This window comes from Marivirga sericea, from assembly GCF_900177665.1.
In the GTDB taxonomy this organism is placed as follows: domain Bacteria; phylum Bacteroidota; class Bacteroidia; order Cytophagales; family Cyclobacteriaceae; genus Marivirga; species Marivirga sericea.
This window is the reverse complement of sequence record NZ_FXAW01000007.1, coordinates 177,289-198,303: the sequence shown is the minus strand read 5'-3', so window position 1 is coordinate 198,303 and position 21,015 is coordinate 177,289. Positions and strand designations below refer to the sequence as shown.

Annotated in this window: 19 protein-coding genes; 16 read left to right on the top strand and 3 right to left on the bottom strand. The window is 37.7% G+C overall.

Features of this window, described 5'->3' with window-relative positions:
* Window positions 1–27 precede the first annotated feature (27 nt).
* The 3 genes from B9Y84_RS16245 (at window position 28) to B9Y84_RS16235 (ending at window position 1,850) form a co-directional block, all read left to right on the top strand.
* A complete protein-coding gene (locus B9Y84_RS16245) occupies window positions 28–324 on the top strand; it encodes an ATP-dependent Clp protease adaptor ClpS (RefSeq protein WP_085518446.1) in 297 nt (98 codons plus the stop codon).
* A 1-nt stretch (window position 325) separates the two neighbouring features.
* Window positions 326–934, top strand: a complete 609-nt coding sequence (gene recR / locus B9Y84_RS16240; protein WP_085518445.1) for a recombination mediator RecR — start codon at window positions 326–328, stop codon at window positions 932–934.
* 139 nt (window positions 935–1,073) lie between these two features.
* Window positions 1,074–1,850, top strand: a complete 777-nt coding sequence (locus B9Y84_RS16235) for a hypothetical protein (protein WP_085518444.1) — start codon at window positions 1,074–1,076, stop codon at window positions 1,848–1,850.
* An 85-nt stretch (window positions 1,851–1,935) separates the two neighbouring features.
* Here the strand turns inward: B9Y84_RS16235 and B9Y84_RS16230 are convergent, their stop codons facing one another.
* Window positions 1,936–3,411, bottom strand: a complete 1,476-nt coding sequence (locus B9Y84_RS16230; RefSeq protein WP_085518443.1) for a hypothetical protein — start codon at window positions 3,409–3,411, stop codon at window positions 1,936–1,938.
* Between the two features lie 112 nt (window positions 3,412–3,523).
* Window positions 3,524–4,240, bottom strand: a complete 717-nt coding sequence (locus tag B9Y84_RS16225) for a YebC/PmpR family DNA-binding transcriptional regulator (protein WP_085518442.1) — start codon at window positions 4,238–4,240, stop codon at window positions 3,524–3,526.
* A gap of 197 nt (window positions 4,241–4,437) precedes the next feature.
* Here B9Y84_RS16225 and hemN point away from each other — a divergent pair, with 197 nt between their 5' ends.
* From hemN to B9Y84_RS16210, 3 genes are all read left to right on the top strand, one after another.
* Window positions 4,438–5,790, top strand: coding sequence for an oxygen-independent coproporphyrinogen III oxidase (gene hemN / locus B9Y84_RS16220; RefSeq protein ID WP_085518441.1), 1,353 nt, complete (start codon window positions 4,438–4,440; stop codon window positions 5,788–5,790).
* Between the two features lie 173 nt (window positions 5,791–5,963).
* The gene (locus tag B9Y84_RS16215) at window positions 5,964–6,347 is read left to right on the top strand and encodes a group III truncated hemoglobin (protein ID WP_085518440.1); all 384 of its coding nucleotides are present in this window, start codon (window positions 5,964–5,966) and stop codon (window positions 6,345–6,347) included.
* A 31-nt stretch (window positions 6,348–6,378) separates the two neighbouring features.
* Window positions 6,379–6,585, top strand: coding sequence for a hypothetical protein (locus B9Y84_RS16210; RefSeq protein ID WP_085518439.1), 207 nt, complete (start codon window positions 6,379–6,381; stop codon window positions 6,583–6,585).
* A 381-nt stretch (window positions 6,586–6,966) separates the two neighbouring features.
* Here B9Y84_RS16210 and B9Y84_RS16205 read toward each other — a convergent pair whose 3' ends face one another.
* Window positions 6,967–8,508, bottom strand: a complete 1,542-nt coding sequence (locus B9Y84_RS16205) for a hypothetical protein (protein ID WP_085518438.1) — start codon at window positions 8,506–8,508, stop codon at window positions 6,967–6,969.
* A gap of 156 nt (window positions 8,509–8,664) precedes the next feature.
* Here B9Y84_RS16205 and B9Y84_RS16200 point away from each other — a divergent pair, with 156 nt between their 5' ends.
* The 10 genes from B9Y84_RS16200 (at window position 8,665) to ilvA (ending at window position 20,995) form a co-directional block, all read left to right on the top strand.
* Window positions 8,665–9,825: a 2-isopropylmalate synthase gene (locus B9Y84_RS16200; protein ID WP_085518437.1), complete on the top strand. Its 1,161-nt coding sequence runs from the start codon at window positions 8,665–8,667 to the stop codon at window positions 9,823–9,825.
* 15 nt (window positions 9,826–9,840) lie between these two features.
* Window positions 9,841–11,235, top strand: a complete 1,395-nt coding sequence (leuC, locus tag B9Y84_RS16195; RefSeq protein ID WP_085518436.1) for a 3-isopropylmalate dehydratase large subunit — start codon at window positions 9,841–9,843, stop codon at window positions 11,233–11,235.
* 113 nt (window positions 11,236–11,348) lie between these two features.
* Window positions 11,349–11,936: a 3-isopropylmalate dehydratase small subunit gene (gene leuD / locus B9Y84_RS16190; RefSeq protein WP_085518435.1), complete on the top strand. Its 588-nt coding sequence runs from the start codon at window positions 11,349–11,351 to the stop codon at window positions 11,934–11,936.
* 13 nt (window positions 11,937–11,949) lie between these two features.
* Complete coding sequence (gene leuB / locus B9Y84_RS16185; protein WP_085518434.1) at window positions 11,950–13,032, top strand: 3-isopropylmalate dehydrogenase; 1,083 nt, start codon at window positions 11,950–11,952, stop codon at window positions 13,030–13,032.
* Between the two features lie 167 nt (window positions 13,033–13,199).
* Window positions 13,200–14,090, top strand: coding sequence for a branched-chain amino acid transaminase (locus tag B9Y84_RS16180; RefSeq protein ID WP_085518433.1), 891 nt, complete (start codon window positions 13,200–13,202; stop codon window positions 14,088–14,090).
* Window positions 14,090–15,769, top strand: a complete 1,680-nt coding sequence (gene ilvD, locus B9Y84_RS16175) for a dihydroxy-acid dehydratase (protein WP_085518432.1) — start codon at window positions 14,090–14,092, stop codon at window positions 15,767–15,769. The genes B9Y84_RS16180 and ilvD overlap by 1 nt, the downstream gene beginning before the upstream one ends.
* 1 nt (window position 15,770) lies before the next feature.
* The gene (gene ilvB / locus B9Y84_RS16170) at window positions 15,771–17,498 is read left to right on the top strand and encodes a biosynthetic-type acetolactate synthase large subunit (RefSeq protein ID WP_085518431.1); all 1,728 of its coding nucleotides are present in this window, start codon (window positions 15,771–15,773) and stop codon (window positions 17,496–17,498) included.
* 102 nt (window positions 17,499–17,600) lie between these two features.
* Window positions 17,601–18,134, top strand: coding sequence for an acetolactate synthase small subunit (ilvN, locus tag B9Y84_RS16165; protein WP_085518430.1), 534 nt, complete (start codon window positions 17,601–17,603; stop codon window positions 18,132–18,134).
* A 214-nt stretch (window positions 18,135–18,348) separates the two neighbouring features.
* Window positions 18,349–19,395, top strand: coding sequence for a ketol-acid reductoisomerase (ilvC, locus tag B9Y84_RS16160; protein WP_085518429.1), 1,047 nt, complete (start codon window positions 18,349–18,351; stop codon window positions 19,393–19,395).
* Window positions 19,396–19,729: 334 nt separating this feature from the next.
* Window positions 19,730–20,995 carry a threonine ammonia-lyase IlvA gene (gene ilvA / locus B9Y84_RS16155; protein WP_085518428.1) on the top strand — a complete coding sequence of 422 codons (1,266 nt, stop codon included), beginning with the start codon at window positions 19,730–19,732 and terminating at the stop codon, window positions 20,993–20,995.
* Window positions 20,996–21,015: the final 20 nt, after the last annotated feature.

Here is a 21,015-nt window from a genome sequence, read left to right as displayed (position 1 = left end):
AGCCGTCTTAAAAGTTATTTCGATGTGATGAACTACTTTAATATTTCTTATCAATTAGAAGAAGACAAAAGAGAGGAGGTCTTAGAGACTACGTCAGATGAAGATATCAATGATTTGATCGTCTATAATGATGATGTAAACACCTTTGATCATGTGATTAGTACTTTGGTGAAAGTTTGTAAGCACACACCTGAGCAAGCAGAGCAATGTACATTATTGGTCCACTATAAGGGGAAATGTGCAGTGAAAAAGGGTGCTTTTGTTGATTTGATTCCTTACAGGCAAGCGATAGTGGATGCCGGAATTAATGCTGAGATAGAATAGTATGGAATTCTCCTCAAAGTTAATTGAGTCTGCAGTAACTGAATTCTCCAAACTGCCAGGAATTGGCAAAAAGACTGCTTTAAGGTTAGTTTTACATTTACTGAAACAAGAAGAAGATTTCACAACAGATATAGCGCAAGCCTTGACGGAAATGCGTCAAAATATAAAATATTGCAAAAAATGCCATAATATCTCGGATGAGGACATTTGTAATATCTGTACCAGTCATAAACGGGATAATTCTATAATCTGTTTGGTAGAGGATACTCGCGATGTTTTGGCAATCGAAAATACATCTCAGTACAATGGGTTGTATCATGTGTTGGGTGGAATTATCTCTCCGATTGAAGGAATTGGTCCTGAAGATTTAACGCTAGACAGCTTAATGGAAAGAGTATCTTCCCCAGACTCAGAAGTTAATGAGATTATTTTTGGTCTTTCTCCGACCATGGAAGGTGATACAACTGCTTTCTACATTAGTAAGAAAGTTAAGCAACTTGGTATTAAAACGAGCACCATTGCCAGAGGAATTCCAATCGGAGGAGAATTAGAATATGCTGATGAAATTACTTTGGGAAGAAGTATCATAAGTAGGACAGCTTATGAATAATCCTCATCTTTGATCCTTTATCAAAAAAATAGGGAAATTAGTATTCTTTTATATCTCTGTAAATCAAGTACATAAACTCATTTTTTCGTTTTTGGCACAATACTTGGTTAATCCTTCATAACACCAAACAACTAATGTTATGAAGAAGCACATTTTACTTCCGTTCGTTTTAGGATTAGGGTTATTATTTTTTACTAATTCTGCAAAATCTCAAAATTTTCAAATTGTGGCTTCTTTTGGTACAGCACATAACTGGGCAGTTCCGAATGCAGTGCTTTATGAAATCGACTATTATTATCCTTACCATCAGATTGTGCATATCAATCGTGAGCGGAGAGGAAGAAACATTTTTTACAATGTTTTGCTAGAAGATAGAGGACAGTTTGTTGAAGTATTTTTCGGTAGACAAGCTCTGATTTTGGATATCAATTATTACCGCAATTATCCCTTAGCACAGCATATTTGTAGTGGTCACTGTGGTTATCATGGTAATTTTTACAGAAACCACAGAGTTGTGTGTAATCACAGAGGTCATGGACACGGTCACCACAGAGGGCATAATCATATTGCTTACAGAAGTGGTCGAAATTATAATACCTATGCAGCGAAAAGTAGCGTTTCAAATAGAAATGTTAGAAGCAGCCATGTCAGTCATAATCGAAACAATAATGTTACTAGACAAATAAACAATAGGAGTTCTAAAAATGATAGGTCTTTCAATAGTCAGAGAAGTGCAACTTCCAGAAACAGTGCTGAGAGAGGAAACTCATCTGTAAGTAAGTCTTCAAGACGGACTGTTGAAGTAAGGGCTGACAATAATAGAGGAAATTCTGCCGTTGAAAAGAGAAGTTCTAGTAACGCAAGAAATTCTAGAAGTGGAGTCTCTTCAACTTCTTCTAGAACTAGGAACAAGTAGTTGAAATGAAAAAACAACAGTATTGGGAAAGAGCAGTTTAGAATCCGATTCTACTGCTCTTTTTCTTTGTTCAAAATGTAGAATTTCAGTATGATTTACTTAATTGAGGATAGCGGAATTCAAGTTGTTTTCTCAATTCCACCAGCCCTTCTAGTACAAATGCTGTGGTTACTGCATCCGACTTCCAGTGCAAAACATGCCTTACTAATGTTCCTCCTGAGAAAAAAACGCCACCTTCCCAATATTTTCCATTATCGCCTTCAATGCTTTTCGAAAAGATGTATTCTAGTCCACCTAATATTGCTTTCTGGGATTTCTCAGACTCAAGACCTGAGATGTTTAGTAAGGTGTTAACGGCAAGAATGGACGATTGTAAACTGTCGCCTCTGTTGATCACACCTCTTGATGTCCAGGAGTTGTTCTTTTCATAATTCTTTAGAATGTAATCTTCGATCAGTTCACAACTTTCTTTTAAATCTTTAATCCCTGTATTGTAGGCTTTTGAAATGTAGTAAGGAATGTGATATCTGTTGGAGTAATAGGTAGCTGCATAGTCATAGTTTTCATTTGTTATTTCTTTATTAATAAATTCAATGGCACTCTGTGTTGCAGTACTATACATGTTCCCGTAGATACTTAAAGTCCTTAAAATATTGGCATTCACAACAGGGTCAAGATCATTGCTTCCGTAGGGTATGTAAGGAGTATACGCATGAGGGAACATTTTGCTAGTAGGTAGATAGAATGTTCCAAGATGAAAGAATTCTTGTACGGGATTCCATTTTTTAGAGAATTGGTGTTCATCTGCCAACCACGTGAGATAGGCTTCAGTTTTAGGGCCTTGTTTTTGCCAAAAGTTGTACCAATGTCTATTGTCACGAGCCGAATCAGTGTATTCGTCAAAAATCTTATGGATGTTGTGTAGACTGTCTGGAATTGGATGACCCTTCACTTTGTTTCGTAGGTAGATCGCTATTAAGCCTGCAGCAGTATCATCTGCATCATTGACGACATTAGCTGCTTTTTGAACAAATCTAATATCTAAAGGAAAGTTGTTGGGCCTTCTTATTAATTCATCCGTATCTTTTTCAAACCATTTTAGCGTTTTGGTTGGGGGAAGTAGATTCCAGAAATTAAAAGTCCCATTAGTCTCATAATTCATGATTCGTGGAAATGCTAAATCTAGCATTGGTGGAATGCTTTGATATTCTGGATACTGAAGGTATATGTTAGCTAAAATATTATGAATTGTAGAAACGGAAAAACAATTGGAATCATATTCGCTACTTTCCTTTCCTAACAAAGGGAACCAAAAATTCATGCTCATTTGAGACTCCCATTCCCCTTTTAATTTAAAAATCGAGTCATTTTCTTTTTGTTGAGCGGCTGATAGGTACAAAAGCCCCTCATCGATATGATCTAAAGTCTTTGCATAAAGCTTTTGCGCGTATTGCTGATTGTCAAGTTGCGAGAATGAATCAAAGGGAAAAAGAAGTAAACAAATAAAAATATGCCTAAAATACATCAGTAAGGGATAGGAGTGCTTTTTATTACCAGTCATCTATGTATTTCAAAAGTCTTAGTGGTTTGTAATTTAAAGTACTTGTATTTCTACTAAAAACAAAAAGAGCCATTAAATTTAATGGCTCTTATACTTTCAAATTAAGAGGTTCTTATGCAATATTAGTATATACTGCTTGCACATCATCATCCTCCTCAATCTTGTCAATCAGTTTCTCAATATCTGCTAGCTGTTCTTCTGTAAACTCTACTGAATCGTTTGCAAATCTCTTAAGAGAGGCATTTTTGACATCTATTTTCAGTTCTTCCAATTTCTTGGAAAGGTTTCCGAATTCTTTGTAATCTCCATAAACGTAAAGATTACCTTCGTTCTCTTCGATTTCTTCCATGCCGGCATCGATCAGTTCTAATTCCAACTCTTCAATATCCATATCCTCTGTTTTCTCAAATTCAAAGACAGCAGTTCTTGAAAACATAAACTCTAAAGAGCCATTAGGGACCAAGTTTGCCCCGATTTTATCTTTATTAAAATAAGATTTGATGTTTGCTACACTTCGATTATTGTTATCTGTTGCGCATTCGATAAATATTAGTACTCCATGCGGGCCTTTTCCTTCAAAGGTTACCTCAATATAATCTTCCGCTTCAGAACCTGAAGCCCTTTTTATGGCTGCCTCAATATTGTCTTTTGGCATGTTCTGAGCTTTGGCATTTTGGATGGCCGTGCGCAAAGACGCATTCATTTCAGGGTCAGGGCCACCCTCTTTAGCTGCCATGGTAATGGTTTTGCCTAATCTTGGAAATAAACGGGACATTTTACCCCATCTTTTTTCTTTTGCTGCTCTACGGTATTCAAATGCTCTTCCCATTATGATCTGATTTCTTTTCTGCAAAAATATAAAGAAGAGACTAAGAATCCGCAATCTCGAAGTAGTTTTATCTACAGGATAGGTAAAATCTCATTCTCATTCCTTAAACTGACATTTTTCAAGTCAGAAGCTGATTAAAGTCAGTGTTTTTTGATGCTGGCCATCTTAATTTTGACTTCTCAGTAAATTGAAAGTAAATGAAAGAACTAAGCATCAAATATAATAAAGCAATTCCTCGTTATACTAGCTATCCTACAGTACCGCATTGGGAGCTTACAAATCCAAATCAAATCCAATGGTTGAAAGAAGTTAAGCGTGTTTACTTTTCTCAGCTAGAAAAGAGTATTAGTCTCTACATACACCTGCCATTTTGCGAAAGCTTATGTACCTATTGCGGATGCAATAAAAGAATAACAAAAAACCACAAGGTCGAAGATCGTTACATAGACGCTATATTGGCAGAATGGCATATTTACGTTAAAGCATTAGGTGAAAAACCTGTAATTAGAAATATCCACCTTGGAGGAGGTACCCCAACTTTCTTCTCATCTGAAAATCTTTCTAAGCTTTTATCTTCCATTTTAAAGACAGCCGTAGTTCATCCGCAAAAAGCATTTAGCTTTGAAGGTCATCCTAATAATACCACTTATGAGCAGCTGGAAACATTGGCTCAAGTAGGCTTCGATCGAGTTTCCTATGGCGTTCAGGATTTTAACCTAGAAGTGCAAAAAGCCATCCACCGAATTCAACCTATTGAAAATGTGCGTAAGACCACTGCATGGGCAAGAGAATTGGGATACACATCCATAAATTATGATTTAATTTATGGATTGCCTTTTCAGACCTTAGTGAACATTGAAGAAAATATCGAAAAATTGCGCGAGTTTAAGCCAGAAAGAATTGCACTCTATAGCTATGCCCATGTTCCATGGAAGAGTAAAGCGCAAAGGGGTTATGAAGATGATGATTTACCCAAGCCAGAAGAAAAATTGGCGATGTATCTTCGAGCCAAGCAAATGCTAAATGAAATGGGCTATCATAATATTGGTATGGATCACTTCGCATTAGCAAAAGATGAATTAACCATTGCCAAGGAAAAAGGCTATTTGAATCGTAATTTCATGGGCTACACCACGGACCAAAACCAGATGATGATTGGTTTGGGATGTTCTGCTATAAGTGCAACAGGTTCAGCATTTGTTCAAAATGAAAAAGGAGTGGAAAAATATCAGACGGCAGTCCTGAATAATGAATTACCTTTAATTGTTGGGCATTATTTAACAGAAGAGGAGCAGATAGCAGCCAATTTAATAAATCAAATTATCTGCAAAGGATCTGTTGAGTTTAATAAGAGTTCTTTAGCCATGCAATTACGGGAAGAAGCCCAAGATGAGCTGGAAGAAATGCAAAAAGATTGTTTATTGGAAATGGGAGATTACGCCCTAAAAGTAACAGAAGAAGGAATGCTTTTTGTTAGAAATATTTGTAGTCTCTTTGATCCAAAATTGAAGCAGAATTCTGATAAGCCTCAGTTTAGTCAGAGTATTTGAGTTTTATTTAACTTTAGACTTAAATTAAAATTAGAGTTATGCAGTAGTAACCTACTTGCTCTCATCGGTGCGTCATTCCTGCGCAGGCAGGAATCTGTTGATTTTAATCAAAGGTTAAAATATCAAAAAAACGATAAGACAATTTTATCCGTCTAATCATAAAAAGGAATTCTATGCCCAAAAAAGACCTTACCCAAAAAGAAGACATTCAATTATTAGTCGATAGCTTTTATGAAAAAGTACTGAAAGACGAGACTATCGGCTATATTTTTACTGAAGTCGCTAAACTGGATGTACCTGCCCATATGCCTATAATGTATGACTTTTGGTCGTCAGTTTTATTGGGAACTACCGAATATAAGCGCAATCCAATGGATAAGCATTTTGCTTTAAATGAAAAAGAGCCATTGCAAAAAGAGCATTTTGACCGATGGCTGGAATTGTGGTTTGAAACTGTAGATGAACTTTTTGAAGGTGCTACCGCCAAAGAAGCCAAAACACGGGCAAGCACAATTGGCAGATTAATGCTTTTTAAAATGGAAGAGGCTAGAAGCTAAACAATTACATTTCAATATCGGTTTAAATAGTATGGACAAGCTGATATTTCCTTTAAGCCTCGTAACCTTTCTACTATTTTTTTACATAGTAGCTGTAGCTTTTAATTTTCCATATCCTTTAATAGCGGCTATTTTTAGTATATCTCCTATAGCTGTGATCTGGATGGTTTATAAAGTGTTGAGAGATGGTGAACACAGCGGAAAAACTTTTGAAAAGCACTTTTATGAGTTTGATTAAAGTAAATACTTTAGCCATACCAAAATGTTCTACAGCCGAAGGCTGATTGACTTTAACCACAAAGTCACAAAGAACACAAAGAAAATAATGAAGATTATTTTTAGCTGTAATGACATTTCATTTTTCCAATTGACTCATAAATAGAAATAACAAAATATCCTTGCTATATATAAGGTGGTGGGCAGGATTAAACAGCCTTTGGCTGTCTTTTGTTTTCTTCCATTTCTTTTGTGGTTAAGTATCCAGCTTTAGCTGGTTATAGTCCATCTGAGAAAGTAGCATCATTGTCTGCTGTCTTTTTGTATAAAGTAGAAAAAAGGATTCGAGAAATAGTTTGAGAAGAAAATGTTAGAAGTACTAAAAATAATTATGAAAATAATTTCACCTCATCTTCTCCCTAGCCCTTTCTTGTATCCTGTTTTGTACACTAATCCCCATAATTTTACTTTCCAGCCACGCAATAATATCAAAATAAATAAAAGACCTTTTCTCGTATCTGATATCTTGCAAAGGCTCAAGATTATTCAAAAGCTTTCTAAATTCAGGGATCAACTCTTCTTCTCTAAATTCCCCAGCTAGTTTTCTTAGAAAGCGCATGATGTATTTCTGGAATAGATGCAGTTCACCTTTCTTTAAAAGAAAACGATAAGTCGAGCGGATATAATAATCTATTACTTCCATATTCCCGAGCTCATAGTGTGCAATCAAACTTAAGATTTTAGCAAAAGAGTGGATATCTTCTCTTAAATCAGTTTTTTCATCTTGTTGCACTCGATTTAGCCATTCCAAGGCTTTATGGTACTGACTGTCTCCAAAATAAAGGCAGGCAATCTTGTAGAACAATATTATTCGGGAATGCTCATCGGAGCGCTGAATAAAACTTTCCAAATCCGGACTTAGCTTTTGCAGTAACTTTACACCCAAATTGAATTTCCCCAGCATGAATATCCTATTAAATTCATGCACATAAACATATTTAACGAGTCTGTTGCGAATATTTTCATTGACGGATTTTTGCATCTGCTCATTCAAAGCATGCAGGCGTTCCCGTGATTTTAGAAAGTTCTTGTAGAAGAATAGTTTATATTCTGCTATCATTACCTGATTGATTGCACTCAAATAGTCATTTAGTTGGCTGTTTTTTAAATCAGGATGTTGGTCATACAGCTGCAGCCATTTTAGGGCATATTTATACCCAAAATCCATCTCTTCTAAGAAATAATAGTAATTCACATATAGTCTGTATAGACTTAGTTTTTCATGAATAGACAATTCTTCTTCCTCATGATGCGGTAAACCATCATAAAATAAATTCTGAACCTCTTTTAAATGCACATCATTCCTAATGTACCCTGTTTTAACATAGATTGAATTCAGTTTTACCGCTAGATTAGTAAACTGATTGATCAAATTAATCTTACTATTGGCATCTTCTACTTCTGAAATTACACGTTGTACATTTTGACTGTATTGACTACCAACACTTTGATTTAGAAGATTCTTTTCCCATTTCAACAGCTCCAACTTTAATTCCAGATTTCCGGTTTTAGCCACTTTTTTATAAGCCTTTTTTAAGATATCAAAGGCTTGTCGGAAAAGCCCTCTGTTATAGAGCAGCTGAACATAATCGATCATCTCACGAATGTGAATCTCACTATTTTTTGCACTTTCAAATTGCCGTAATGCCTGCAATATCTTTTGCATTAAATGCGCCTTCATATTGGAGATCTGACTAGCTTTTATAAAAGTGATTCCCTCCAAATCAGCTGAATAATTTTCCTTTTGTTCAAAAAAATCAAAAAGCTGCATGTATTTAGCTTGGCTCTCATTTTGTTGTTGAGATAGCAAGCGGAAATAGCGCTTTTCACTTTTTGTGAGCGATTTTATTAAATCTGATAAGTGGTCAGATGATTGCTTAGACATCGTAATTAATAATTGTTTAATAGCCTTATTTACGTGTTATTATATGTAAATGTGAAAAATAGAAATCGTAATTACAAAAATATTTGGCATTACATACGCTCTTCGATCCTCTTACATTAGTTTTTCGAAAGATTTAAACCATAAAAAAATTGATATATGGCACGTAGGATAGCGATTTTTGACACCACTTTAAGAGACGGAGAGCAAGTTCCCGGTTGTGGCTTAAGCAAGAATGAAAAGCTGAAGATTGCCAAGGAGCTTGAAGCCTTAGGAGTTGATGTAATAGAATCGGGCTTTCCTATATCGTCACCGGGTGATTTTGAGTCTGTGCGTCTCTTATCAAAGGAAATCAAAAATTCATCTATTTGTGCCTTATCTCGAGCAGTAAAAAATGATATTGAAGTGGCGGCCCGTGCACTTGAAGGTGCTGCAAGACCTCGAATTCATACAGGATTAGGAACATCGGATCAACATGTTTTCACAAAACTGAATTTCACAAGAGAGCAAGTTTTAGAGAAGGCTCATGAATGTGTTACACATGCCCGCTCTTTTGTAGATGAAGTTGAATTCTATGCTGAAGACGCAGGAAGAACTTCCAACGAGTTTTTAGCGCAAGTGATAGAAGTTGCCATTGCAGCTGGTGCAAAAGTGGTTAATATTCCCGATACAACTGGCTTTTGTTTGCCAGAAGAGTACGGTGCCAAAATCAAATATTTGATAGATCATGTCAAAGGAATTGAAAATGCTACCATCTCTGCTCATTGTCATAATGATTTGGGATTGGCAACGGCCAACAGCATAGCAGCCATCAAAAATGGAGCTGGGCAAATTGAGTGTACCATCAACGGAATTGGCGAAAGAGCAGGAAATACTTCTCTAGAGGAAGTCGTTATGGTGATAAAGAAGCATCCTGAGTTAGCTTTGGAAACTGGAATTAACACACAACTACTTTTCCCGATAAGTCAGATGGTTTCACAAACCATGTGCATGCCGGTTCAAGCTAACAAGGCAGTTGTTGGTTCTAATGCATTTTCTCATTCCTCTGGAATTCACCAAGATGGAGTTATCAAGAACAGAGATAATTACGAAATCATAGATCCTTATGAAGTAGGCGTCAATAAATCAAGTATTATTCTGACAGCTAGAAGTGGTAGGGCAGCCTTGAATTTCAGATTGATTGAGTTAGGAGTCCATCTAGGAAAAGAAGAACTGGAAGAAACGTATCAACATTTTTGTGAATTAGCAGACCGCATTAATGTGGTGGAAGATAAAGATTTAAAGTATTTGGTGAAAAACCATGAAGTAGTATTCAAATAAATTTCAGCTAAAAAAATGTCAGCAAAAACATTATTTGATAAAATTTGGGATAAACATGTGGTTCATTCAGTTGAGGATGGTCCGCAGGTTCTCTACATAGATAAACATTTCATCCATGAAGTGACCAGTCCTCAGGCTTTTTCAGGCTTGAAAGCGAGGGGAATTCCTGTTTTCAGACCTGAACAAACCGTTGCGACTGCAGATCACAATGTACCCACCGAAAATCAGCATTTACCTATCAAAGATGCCCTATCTCGTCACCAGGTAGAAACATTAATTAAGAATTGTAATGATTTTGGGGTGGAATTATACGGCTTAGGTCATCCTTATCAAGGAATAGTACATGTGATAGGCCCTGAATTAGGAATTACGCAACCAGGCATGACAATAGTATGTGGTGATAGCCACACTTCTACTCACGGTGCTTTCGGAAACATTGCATTCGGAATTGGAACAAGTGAAGTAGAACAAGTACTGGCGACACAATGCGTATTGCAGAAAAAGCCTAAAACATTAAAAATTCAAGTGGATGGTGAATTAAATCCTGGAGTAGTTTCTAAAGATATCGTTTTACATATCATTTCAAAGCTAACGGCAGCAGGCGGAACAGGACATTTTATTGAATTTTGTGGTTCTACCATTGAAAAACTATCAATGGAAGCCCGCATGACAATTTGCAATATGAGCATTGAAATGGGAGCTAGAGGAGGATTAATTGCTCCGGATGAAACCACTTTTGAATATTTGAAATCAAGGCCTTTTGTACCTAAGGGCGAAAAATGGGATAGAAAAGTAGCCGAATGGAAATCTTTGAAATCAGATGATGATGCTCAGTTTGATTTGGAATATTATTTCAATGCGGAAGAAATTGAGCCAATGATTACTTATGGTACTAATCCTGGAATGGGAATCGGTATTACTAAAGATATTCCTGCTCCAAATGGAAAAACCACTTCCGGTCTTGAAAAATCACTGAAATACATGGATTTGGAAGGCGGAAAGCAATTACTAGGTCATCATGTAGATTACGTTTTCATCGGAAGTTGCACGAACAGTAGAATTGAAGATTTGCGTTTAGTAGCTGATTTGGTAAAAGGCAAGAAGAAGGCAGATCATGTGCAAGCGATGATTGTACCGGGCTCAAGACAAGTAGAAAAACAAGCCAGAGCTGAGGGCTTAGATAAAATATTGGAAGCAGCAGGGTTCGAATTAAGACAACCGGGCTGTTCGGCCTGCTTGGGCATGAATGAGGATAAAGTGCCGAAAGGAAAATATTGTGTAAGTACATCTAATAGGAATTTTGAAGGAAGACAAGGACAAGGTGCCAGAACTTTATTGGCGAGTCCTTTGACTGCGGCAGCGTCTGCACTTTCAGGTAAAATTTCGGATGTGAGGGAATTAATGAAATGAACATAAATTTAGAATCCCTAATTTACCAACCTAGGGATGAATAGATTTATGGGAATTCCATGTGGCAGTTAAAAACAAACATTAAACACATGAAAGTAGAAGCATAACATAGTATGGAAAAGTTTAACACATTAAATAGTCAGGCTGTACTGCTTCCTTATGAGGATGTAGATACCGACCAGATTATTCCCGCTCGTTTCCTGAAATCCGTCAGCCGCGAAGGGTTCGGTGAGAACCTCTTCCGCGACTGGCGGTATTTTGAAGATGGTTCTCCCAATCCTGAATTTGTATTGAATCAGGCTGGTAATAAAGGAGATGTTTTAGTGGCAGGAAGGAACTTTGGCTGTGGATCCAGCAGGGAACATGCAGCTTGGGCACTAGTGGATTATGGCTTTAAAGCAGTCGTATCCAGTTTCTTTGCAGATATTTTTAAAAATAATGCGTTAAATAATGGTCTTTTGCCTGTGCAAGTAACAGATGATTTCTTAGCACAAGTTTTTCAAATTTTAAAGAATAGGCCGGAAGCCAAATTGCAAATTGATTTAAATGAGCAAGAAATCAGCTTGGTGGGTTCATCTTTAACCGAAAGCTTTGAAATCAACTCCTATAAGAAATATTGCCTGCAAAATGGCTTTGATGATATAGATTTTCTGTTGAATAAAAAGAATGAAATCGAAGCTTACGAGCAATCGCTAGCTTAAAGGAATAAGTTATATGAATAAAAACATAGCAATATTGGCCGGAGACGGAATTGGTCCTGAAGTAACAGCTGAGGCAGTGAAAGCCTTGAATGCAGTTGCTGAAACTTTTGGTCATCAGTTTAAATATGCTGAATCATTAATTGGGGCTGCAGCAATTGATGCTACAGGGAATCCTTTTCCGGAAGCTACGGAGGAAAGTTGCAAATCAGCAGATGCTATTTTATTTGGTGCCATAGGCGATCCTAAATATGATAATGATCCAAACGCAAAAGTTCGACCTGAGCAGGGATTATTGAAGATGCGTAAAAATTTAGGACTTTTTGCCAATGTGCGACCTGTGAGTAGTTATGATGCCCTTTTGCCCATATCTCCTTTGAAAGAACACATCATTAAAGGAACCGATTTTGTGGTATTCAGGGAATTAACTGGAGGCATCTATTTTGGTGAGCCAAGAGGTAGATCAGAAGATGGAAACACTGCCTTTGATAGCTGTGTTTATTCCAAAACTGAAATTGAACGGATTTCTCATCTGGCATTTAAGGCTGCGGAGAACAGAAGGAAGAAACTGACTTTAGTGGATAAAGCGAACGTTTTAGCTACTTCACGTCTGTGGAGAGAAACGGTAAAAGAAATATCAAGTCAGTATCCGAAGGTTGAACTTGATTTTATGTTTGTGGACAATGCTGCCATGAAAATCATTCAGAATCCGAAAGATTTTGACGTGGTCTTGACTGAAAATATGTTTGGGGACATCATCACGGATGAAGCTTCTGTTATTTCCGGGTCCTTAGGCTTATTGCCTTCTGCCTCTTTAGGAACTAAAAGCAGTTTGTTTGAGCCAATTCATGGTTCTTATCCTCAAGCGGCAGGAAAAGGGATTGCGAATCCACTAGGTGCAATATTATCAGCTGCCATGTTATTGGAATATGCTTTTGAATTGAAAGAAGAAAGTCAAATTATAAAAGATGCAGTAGCGAATTCATTAAAAGCAGGATTTGCTACTGAAGACATCCAAAAGGAAAATCCAAAAAACACCAAAGAAGTAGGTGATTTTGTAGTAAAAGAAATTAAAAAGCTGGTAACAGTAAGTGCGTAATGAGAAAATTCGAAATCATAAATATTGTCATTATTAACATCAGCGTCATTTTTTTCAAAATGGCAAGATGAGCTTTTATCAAAAATGAAATGATAGAAAGCCATCTTGCTAAAACAGGATGGCTTTTTCTTTAAAAAAAATAAATGGAAATCTAAATCGAAACGGCTATGTATTATAATGATAAAACCCTGGCATTCCTCAATGGAGAATGGCAACATGCCAAAGATGCGCAAACGAGCTTGTATGGACAAACCCTGCACTACGGAAATGGGGTGTTTGAAGGTATCCGCGCGTATAAAAATGATGTAGGTTTTAACATCTTTAAAGCCCATGAGCATTATGAGCGTTTACACAAATCGGCTGACTTAATGCATATCAAAATGCCGTATTCAGTAGAGGAATTAGTCAGCATAAGCTATGAATTATTAGATCGCAATAATTTGACCGATGCCTATATCCGACCGTTGGTTTATTTAGGTGCTAATATGGCGCTGCAGCCTACAGAAGAGGTGAATGTGTTCATATGCGCTTGGAAATGGGAGAAATATTTGGGTCATGATCCCATCAAGGCTAAAATTTCATCATATCAACGTATACATCCAGCTTCCCAGCATATGGAAGCTAAAGTTGTAGGTCATTATACCAACTCAATTCTGGCCACTACTGAAGCTAAAAAGTTAGGTTTTGATGAAGCTATTTTATTGGATTACACACAGCATGTTGCAGAAGGTTCTGGAGCTAATATATTTATAGAGAAAAATGGAGAGCTTTTCACGCCTTCCAGAGGGACTATTTTGCCAGGAATTACTCGTCAAACTGTTTTGGAGATCTGCAAAGAGCATGAAATCAAGGTGACGGAGAAGCCTATTTCTAAAGCACAATTATTGGAAGCTGATACAGCTTTCTTTACTGGAACTGCAGCTGAAATTGCGCCAATCGCTCAAGTAAATGATACGATCTTTCCATTGAGTTGGGAAGATTCTATAGGTCAGAGCATCTATCATATCTACCGACAAAAAGTATTATTTAACGATTTACAAAATCAAACCATCATATAATGGCGAAGGAATTAAATCCATATAGCAAAGCAGTAACCCAAGACCCAACGCAGCCGGCAGCTCAGGCCATGTTACATGCCATTGGTTTGTCTGATAAAGACTTAGAAAAACCCCAAATAGGCATTGCAAGCACTGGTTTTGAAGGTAATCCCTGTAATATGCATTTGAATGATTTGGCCTTGGAGGTCAAGAAAAGCATCAAATCTTATGAGTGGGTAGGATTGATTTTCAACACAATTGGAGTCAGCGATGGCATTTCAATGGGAACCAATGGCATGCGTTATTCTCTTCCTTCACGTGATATCATAGCTGATTCCATGGAAACAGTGGTAAATGCGCAAGCTTATGATGCTATGATAGCGATTACAGGATGCGATAAAAATATGCCGGGTGCATTGTTAGCCATGGGTAGATTGAATCGTCCCTCGATGATTATTTATGGAGGTACTATTGCACCAGGTTGTCATAATGGAGAAAAATTAGATGTGGTTTCGGCTTTTGAAGCTTTGGGGAAGAAGCAAGCCAATACTATTTCAGAAGAAGATTTTAAAGGAGTAGTAGCGAATGCTTGCCCTGGGCCTGGAGCCTGCGGAGGAATGTACACAGCCAATACCATGGCTTCGGCTATTGAAGCTTTGGGATTGTGTTTGCCTTATGGGGCATCCAATCCTGCTCAAAGTGAGGACAAGAGGGAAGAGTGTGCAGAGGCAGGGTTAGCCATAAAGAATTTGATTGAAAAGGATTTGAAGCCACGGGATATAGTCACTAAGAAATCATTTGAAAATGCCATACGGTTGATTACAGTTTTGGGCGGATCTACCAATGCGGTTTTACATTTATTAGCAGTAGCTAATGCTTTTGAAATCGATTTAACATTGGAAGATTTCGCTCGAATCAGTGCAGAAACTCCTTATCTGGCAGACTTAAAACCTTCCGGCAAATACCTGATGGAAGATCTTCATAAAAGTGGTGGGATTCCTGCAGTGATGAAAATGATGTTGGAGGAAGGGCTTCTTCACGGAGATTGCATGACTATAACAGGTAAAACTTTAGCTGAAAATTATAAAGATGTTCAAGGTTTAGGAGAGCAGCAAGACATCATTCATTCAGTGAAAAATCCTATCAAAAGCTCAGGTCACCTCAGGATTTTGAAAGGCAATTTAGCACCTGAAGGAGCTGTAGCTAAAATCACAGGGAAAGAAGGAGAGATTTTCGAAGGAACTGCTAGAGTTTATGATGGAGAATTTTTGGCGAATGATGGAATTGCCAAAGGTGAAATAAAAGAGGGCGATGTAGTGGTCATTCGCTATGAAGGTCCAAAAGGAGGCCCCGGCATGCCTGAAATGTTAAAGCCGACTGCTGCTATTATGGGAGCAGGTTTAGGGAAGAAAGTAGCGCTTATTACAGATGGTAGATTTTCTGGAGGAACCCACGGTTTTGTGGTAGGGCATATTTCCCCGGAAGCATTTGATAATGGTCCATTGGCTTATGTGGAGAATGGAGACCGCATTAGAATTGATGCCGTGGAAAATTCCATAAGTGTATTGATGAATGAAAAGGAATGGGAAAAACGAAAGGACAAATCTCCTGCAAAGCCTGAGCGAAATGTGAGCGGAAGCTTAAGGAAGTATAGCAAGCTGGTATCATCAGCATCTTTGGGATGTATAACCGATTTATAAAATGGAAACAGTAGCCACTAAATCACAAAAAACGAAAACAACCATGAGCGGTGCAGCGGCTCTGGTGAATTGCCTAATCCGTGAAGGAGTGGAAACACTTTTCGGTTATCCTGGCGGTGCCATCATGCCGGTTTATGATGCTTTATTTGATCAAAAAGAAAAAATCAGGCACATCATGACGCGTCATGAGCAAGGTGCAACACATGCTGCCCAAGGGTTTGCAAGAATCTCCGGAAAAGTAGGTGTTTGTTTGGCTACTTCTGGTCCGGGGGCTACAAATCTAATAACCGGCTTAGCAGATGCTCAGTTGGATTCTACCCCGATGGTTTGCATAACGGGGCAAGTGCCGGGTAAAATGATAGGTTCGGATGCTTTCCAGGAAACCGATATTGTAAGTATTTCGATGGCGGTAACTAAATGGAATATCCAAGTAACAAAAGCTGAAGATATACCTGCAGCAGTGGCAAAAGCATTTTATATAGCCAAAAGTGGAAAACCTGGACCTGTGTTGGTCGATATTACAAAAGATGCGCAATTTGAAAAGGCTGAATTTGAAGATTATCAAACTTGCGATCAAATAAGGAGCTATGTGCCTAATCCTAAATTAAGCGAAAAAGCATTAGATCAAGCGGCAGAATTAATCAATTCAGCGAAAAAGCCTCTGATTCTTTTCGGGCATGGAGTGCTTTTATCCAATGCTAAAAAAGAATTTCAGGATTTTGTAGAGAAAACAGGCATTCCTGCAGCCTGGACTATCATGGGCTTATCTGCATTGCCCACTTCACATCCTTTAAATGTGGGAATGTTGGGTATGCATGGAAATTATGCGCCCAATATTCTAACAAATGAATGTGATGTATTGATTGCCGTGGGAATGCGCTTTGATGATAGAGTAACAGGTGATGTAAGCAGATATGCAAAGCAAGCAAAGGTCATTCACTTAGAAATTGATCCTGCTGAAATCAATAAAAATGTGGAGGCAAATGTGCCTGTATTAGGGAACTGCAAAGAATCACTGACGGCTTTATTAGAAAAAGCAAATGAGAATCAACATGGTGAATGGTTGGCTAGATTTAATGAACTGAATGCTCAGGAGGATGAAAAAGTAATCAAAGATGAATTAAATCCTCAAGCAGATGAGCCCATGAGCATGGGGGAAGTCATCAAACATATTTCTAATATTTCTAGGGGCAATGCCATCATCGTGACGGATGTGGGCCAACATCAGATGGTAGCACAGCGCTATTATCAATATGCGAATTGGAAAAGTAATGTGACTTCAGGCGGTTTGGGTACCATGGGTTTTGCCCTGCCCGCTGCAATCGGGGCTAAGTTTGCTGCTCCAAACCGTCAAGTAATTGCCGTGATAGGAGATGGTGGTTTTCAAATGACCATACAGGAACTGGGTGTTATTTTCGAAACCAAGGTTGATGTGAAAATCTTGCTATTAAATAATGAGTATCTAGGAATGGTGCGGCAGTGGCAGCATATGTTTTTTGAGAAGCGATATTCTTCAGTAGACATGGTAAACCCTGATTTTCAGATGATTGCAAAAGGATACGGGATTGAGTCAGAGAAAGTAACGGAAAGAGACAAATTAGAAGATAGTATTCATCGCTTTTTATCGCATGAAGGAAGCTTTTTACTTGAAGTAATGGTGGGGAAAGAGAATAATATTTTCCCAATGATTCCGACAGGTGCTTCAGTTTCTGAAATAAGACTGGAATAAAAAATAGAACCTAGAGACTAGAACCTAGAGTCTAGAAATAAGAATCTGAAATTAAGAGGTCATAGTCTAGATTCTAGACTCTACTATCTAAATATCTTAAGTATGAAAGAACAATTCACTTTATCAATCTATACAGAAAACCTTATTGGAATTCTGCACCGGGTGACTACCATTTTCACCCGTAGGCATATCAATATTGAGAGCATAACCGCTTCAGAAAGTGAAGTGAAAGATATTCATCGCTATACTATTGTGGTAAGTTCTGAGGAGGATAAAATAAAAAAAATTGTGAAGCAGATTGAAAAGCAAGTGGATGTTTTCAAAGCTTTTTATCATAAGAATGATGGCATAGTGTATCAAGAAATGGCATTATATAAAATGCCGACTAAGCAATTGTCACAAACAAAAGAAGTGGAAAATATTGTGCGGAAACATCATGCTCGTTTGCTGGCAGTGGAACCTGACTTCACCATTATTGAAAAAACAGGTTTCAAGGAAGAAACACAGGAATTATTTGAGCAATTAAAGCCACATGGTATTCTCGAATTTGTTCGATCTGGTAGAATTTCAATTTCTAAACCGATGAAGGAATTTCAAGACTATTTTACGGAAGTGGAGCAAGCTTCGAGACTGTAATTAATAATTACGAATTGATAATTAATAACGGGGACGACACCAAAGGTCGAACTGTAAGCCCCCTAACCCCCAAAGGGGGAATGGGTAAGAATCTCGGTCTGACGCATAAAGCGTCTGACCGGTGATTTAAAAAATAGAACAGTAGAAGATGTATAAAAATAAGAATTAAATCAACCGTCTAGGTTCTAAAATCTAGACTCTAAAATCTAAAATAATGGCAAAACTAAAATTTGGAACAGTAGAAGAAGAAGTCGTAACACGACAGGAATTTCCTTTAGCAAAAGCTCAGGAAGTATTAAAAGACGAAACTATAACGGTTTTGGGCTACGGAGTGCAAGGCCCAGGACAGGCATTAAACCTTAAAGACAATGGCTTTAATGTGATTGTCGGACAAAGAAAAGGCTCTAAAAGTTGGGACAAAGCTGTAGCTGATGGCTGGGAACCAGGCAAAACACTCTTTGAATTAGAAGAAGCTGCTGAAAAGGGTACAATTCTGCAATACTTATTATCAGATGCAGGACAAATAGCACAATGGGAAATGGTGAAAAAGCATCTTACTCCAGGTAAAGCATTGTATTTTTCTCATGGATTTGGGGTGACCTATAAAGATCAAACTGGTATAGTTCCTCCCAAAGATGTAGATGTGATTTTGGTAGCTCCAAAAGGTTCGGGCACTAGCTTAAGAAGATTATTTGTAGAGGGAAGAGGTTTGAATTCCAGTTTTGCCATCCATCAGGATGCTACCGGAAAAGCCTGGGAAAGATGTGTAGCCTTGGGAATAGGAGTAGGTTCAGGCTATTTATTTCAAACCGATTTCCGAAAAGAAGTTTATAGTGATTTGACGGGAGAAAGAGGTAGTTTAATGGGAGCTATCCAAGGCTTATTTGCAGCACAATATGATTTACTGCGTAAAAAAGGTCATTCTCCTTCTGAAGCTTTTAATGAGACAGTGGAGGAAGCAACGCAATCTTTATATCCATTGGTTGCTGAAAACGGTATGGACTGGATGTATGCTAATTGCTCCACTACAGCGCAACGAGGTGCATTGGATTGGTGGAAAAAATTCAGAGATGCAGTAAAACCTGTTTTTGAAGAGTTATATGATTCGGTTGAGACAGGGAATGAAGCAAAGCTGACCATAACCGCCAACGAAAAAGCCGATTACAGAGTAGAATTAGAAAAAGAATTGAATGAATTGAAAAATTCTGAAATGTGGCAAGCAGGTGCTGCAGTCAGAAAGTTAAGACCGGAAAATGCATAAGAGTGTAAATTCAGCCATTTTATACGGTCTCATGTTTAGGACGGCCTTATTCATTTTAGGTATTTTCATTTTGTAATTGGTTAAGAAACAAAAACTGTTTGACCGCAGGGAGTTTTTTTGTTTCCCAATTACAAAATGAAAATAGCGTTAAGAAATGAATACAGCCTTGAATTTTTGTTTCTTTTGTTTCAAGACAAAAGAAAAAGGAAGATCATTAAAGGTGTCAATAGATGGGTATAAGAAGAACTTATTGTCATATATATAATTTCGGTTTGAGCGAATTATATTATTTAAATTAATGAGTTAAACTGTTTCTCAATTAAGAATTTAAGAAATGCCAACTACTTTAAAAGCATACTACCCAAAAATAGAAGCTATACAAAGTGCCGCGCAAAAACTGAAAGGCGTGGCACTTTTAACTCCTTTAACTCCCAATTTGGGTTTGTCGAAAGAGTTTGCTGCTAATATTCAATTCAAACGAGAGGATTTGCAACCCGTGCGTTCCTACAAAATTAGAGGTTCCTATAATAAGATTAGTAGCCTTAGTCGGGAAGAATTAGATAAAGGCATTGTTTGCGCTAGTGCTGGTAATCATGCACAAGGAGTGGCTTTTTCTTGCAAAAAATTGGAAGTGAAAGGCAGGATTTTCATGCCCGCACCAACTCCAAAACAAAAAATTGCGCAAGTAGAAATGTTTGGCGAGGATTTCGTGGAGATAGAATTGGTGGGCGATACCTTTGATGATGCTTTTCATGCCGCTCAGCAATTCCAAGAAAAATCTGGGGCTGTTTTCATTCATCCTTTTGATGATCCTAAAGTAGTTGAAGGACAGGGAACAGTGGGTCTGGAAATCTTGCAACAAGCAGAAAATCCTATTGATTATCTCTTTATGCCAGTCGGTGGGGGGGGACTATCAGCTGGGGTGAGCAGTGTTTTTAAGGCATTGTCACCTCAAACCAAAATCATAGGAGTGGAGCCAGCAGGAGCGCCAGCTATGAAAACTTCTATTGAAAAAGGATCGAATACGACTTTGAAGCATATTGAAAAATTTGTGGATGGTGCAGCGGTTAAAAAAGTGGGGGATTTGAATTTTGAAATCTGCAGGCAAAATTTAACTGAAGTCATCACCGTGGAGGAAGGAAAAGTATGCGATGTCATTTTGCAATTGTATAATAAGGACGCCATTGTTGCCGAACCAGCCGGAGCATTATCCATTTCTGCATTGGATCATTATGCAGATGAAATCAAAGGCAAAAATGTGGTTTGTGTTTTGAGCGGCAGTAATAATGACATTACCAGAACTGAAGAAATTAAAGAAAGAGCCCTGCTCTACAAAGGCTTAAAGCATTATTTTGTAGTAAAATTTCCGCAAAGAGCTGGAGCATTAAAGCAATTTGTAGTGGAGGTGTTAGGTCCTGATGATGACATCAGTCATTTTGAATATACCAAAAAGAATTCAAGAGAAACGGGCTCGGCAGTAGTGGGGATAGAATTAAAAAACTCTGCTGACTTCTCGCAGTTGTTAGAAAATATGAAGCGCTTAGGCTTTTATGGGGATTACTTGAATGATAAACAGTATTTATTGGATTTGGTGGTTTAATTTTAGTCGAATGAAGAAAA

Excerpts from the sequence above, each read along its gene's own strand:
- leuD (WP_085518435.1), top strand. The coding sequence starts at position 11,349 with ATGGAAAAGTTTAACACATTAAATAGTCAGGCTGTACTGCTTCCTTAT.
- B9Y84_RS16210 (WP_085518439.1), top strand. The coding sequence starts at position 6,379 with ATGGACAAGCTGATATTTCCTTTAAGCCTCGTAACCTTTCTACTATTT.
- B9Y84_RS16225 (WP_085518442.1), bottom strand. The coding sequence starts at position 4,240 with ATGGGAAGAGCATTTGAATACCGTAGAGCAGCAAAAGAAAAAAGATGG.
- B9Y84_RS16235 (WP_085518444.1), top strand. The coding sequence starts at position 1,074 with ATGAAGAAGCACATTTTACTTCCGTTCGTTTTAGGATTAGGGTTATTA.
- recR (WP_085518445.1), top strand. The coding sequence starts at position 326 with ATGGAATTCTCCTCAAAGTTAATTGAGTCTGCAGTAACTGAATTCTCC.
- ilvA (WP_085518428.1), top strand. The coding sequence starts at position 19,730 with ATGCCAACTACTTTAAAAGCATACTACCCAAAAATAGAAGCTATACAA.
- hemN (WP_085518441.1), top strand. The coding sequence starts at position 4,438 with ATGAAAGAACTAAGCATCAAATATAATAAAGCAATTCCTCGTTATACT.
- B9Y84_RS16200 (WP_085518437.1), top strand. The coding sequence starts at position 8,665 with ATGGCACGTAGGATAGCGATTTTTGACACCACTTTAAGAGACGGAGAG.
- B9Y84_RS16180 (WP_085518433.1), top strand. The coding sequence starts at position 13,200 with ATGTATTATAATGATAAAACCCTGGCATTCCTCAATGGAGAATGGCAA.
- ilvD (WP_085518432.1), top strand. The coding sequence starts at position 14,090 with ATGGCGAAGGAATTAAATCCATATAGCAAAGCAGTAACCCAAGACCCA.
- ilvB (WP_085518431.1), top strand. The coding sequence starts at position 15,771 with ATGGAAACAGTAGCCACTAAATCACAAAAAACGAAAACAACCATGAGC.
- ilvN (WP_085518430.1), top strand. The coding sequence starts at position 17,601 with ATGAAAGAACAATTCACTTTATCAATCTATACAGAAAACCTTATTGGA.
- B9Y84_RS16245 (WP_085518446.1), top strand. The coding sequence starts at position 28 with ATGAACTACTTTAATATTTCTTATCAATTAGAAGAAGACAAAAGAGAG.
- B9Y84_RS16230 (WP_085518443.1), bottom strand. The coding sequence starts at position 3,411 with ATGACTGGTAATAAAAAGCACTCCTATCCCTTACTGATGTATTTTAGG.
- leuB (WP_085518434.1), top strand. The coding sequence starts at position 11,950 with ATGAATAAAAACATAGCAATATTGGCCGGAGACGGAATTGGTCCTGAA.
- leuC (WP_085518436.1), top strand. The coding sequence starts at position 9,841 with ATGTCAGCAAAAACATTATTTGATAAAATTTGGGATAAACATGTGGTT.
- B9Y84_RS16215 (WP_085518440.1), top strand. The coding sequence starts at position 5,964 with ATGCCCAAAAAAGACCTTACCCAAAAAGAAGACATTCAATTATTAGTC.
- B9Y84_RS16205 (WP_085518438.1), bottom strand. The coding sequence starts at position 8,508 with ATGTCTAAGCAATCATCTGACCACTTATCAGATTTAATAAAATCGCTC.
- ilvC (WP_085518429.1), top strand. The coding sequence starts at position 18,349 with ATGGCAAAACTAAAATTTGGAACAGTAGAAGAAGAAGTCGTAACACGA.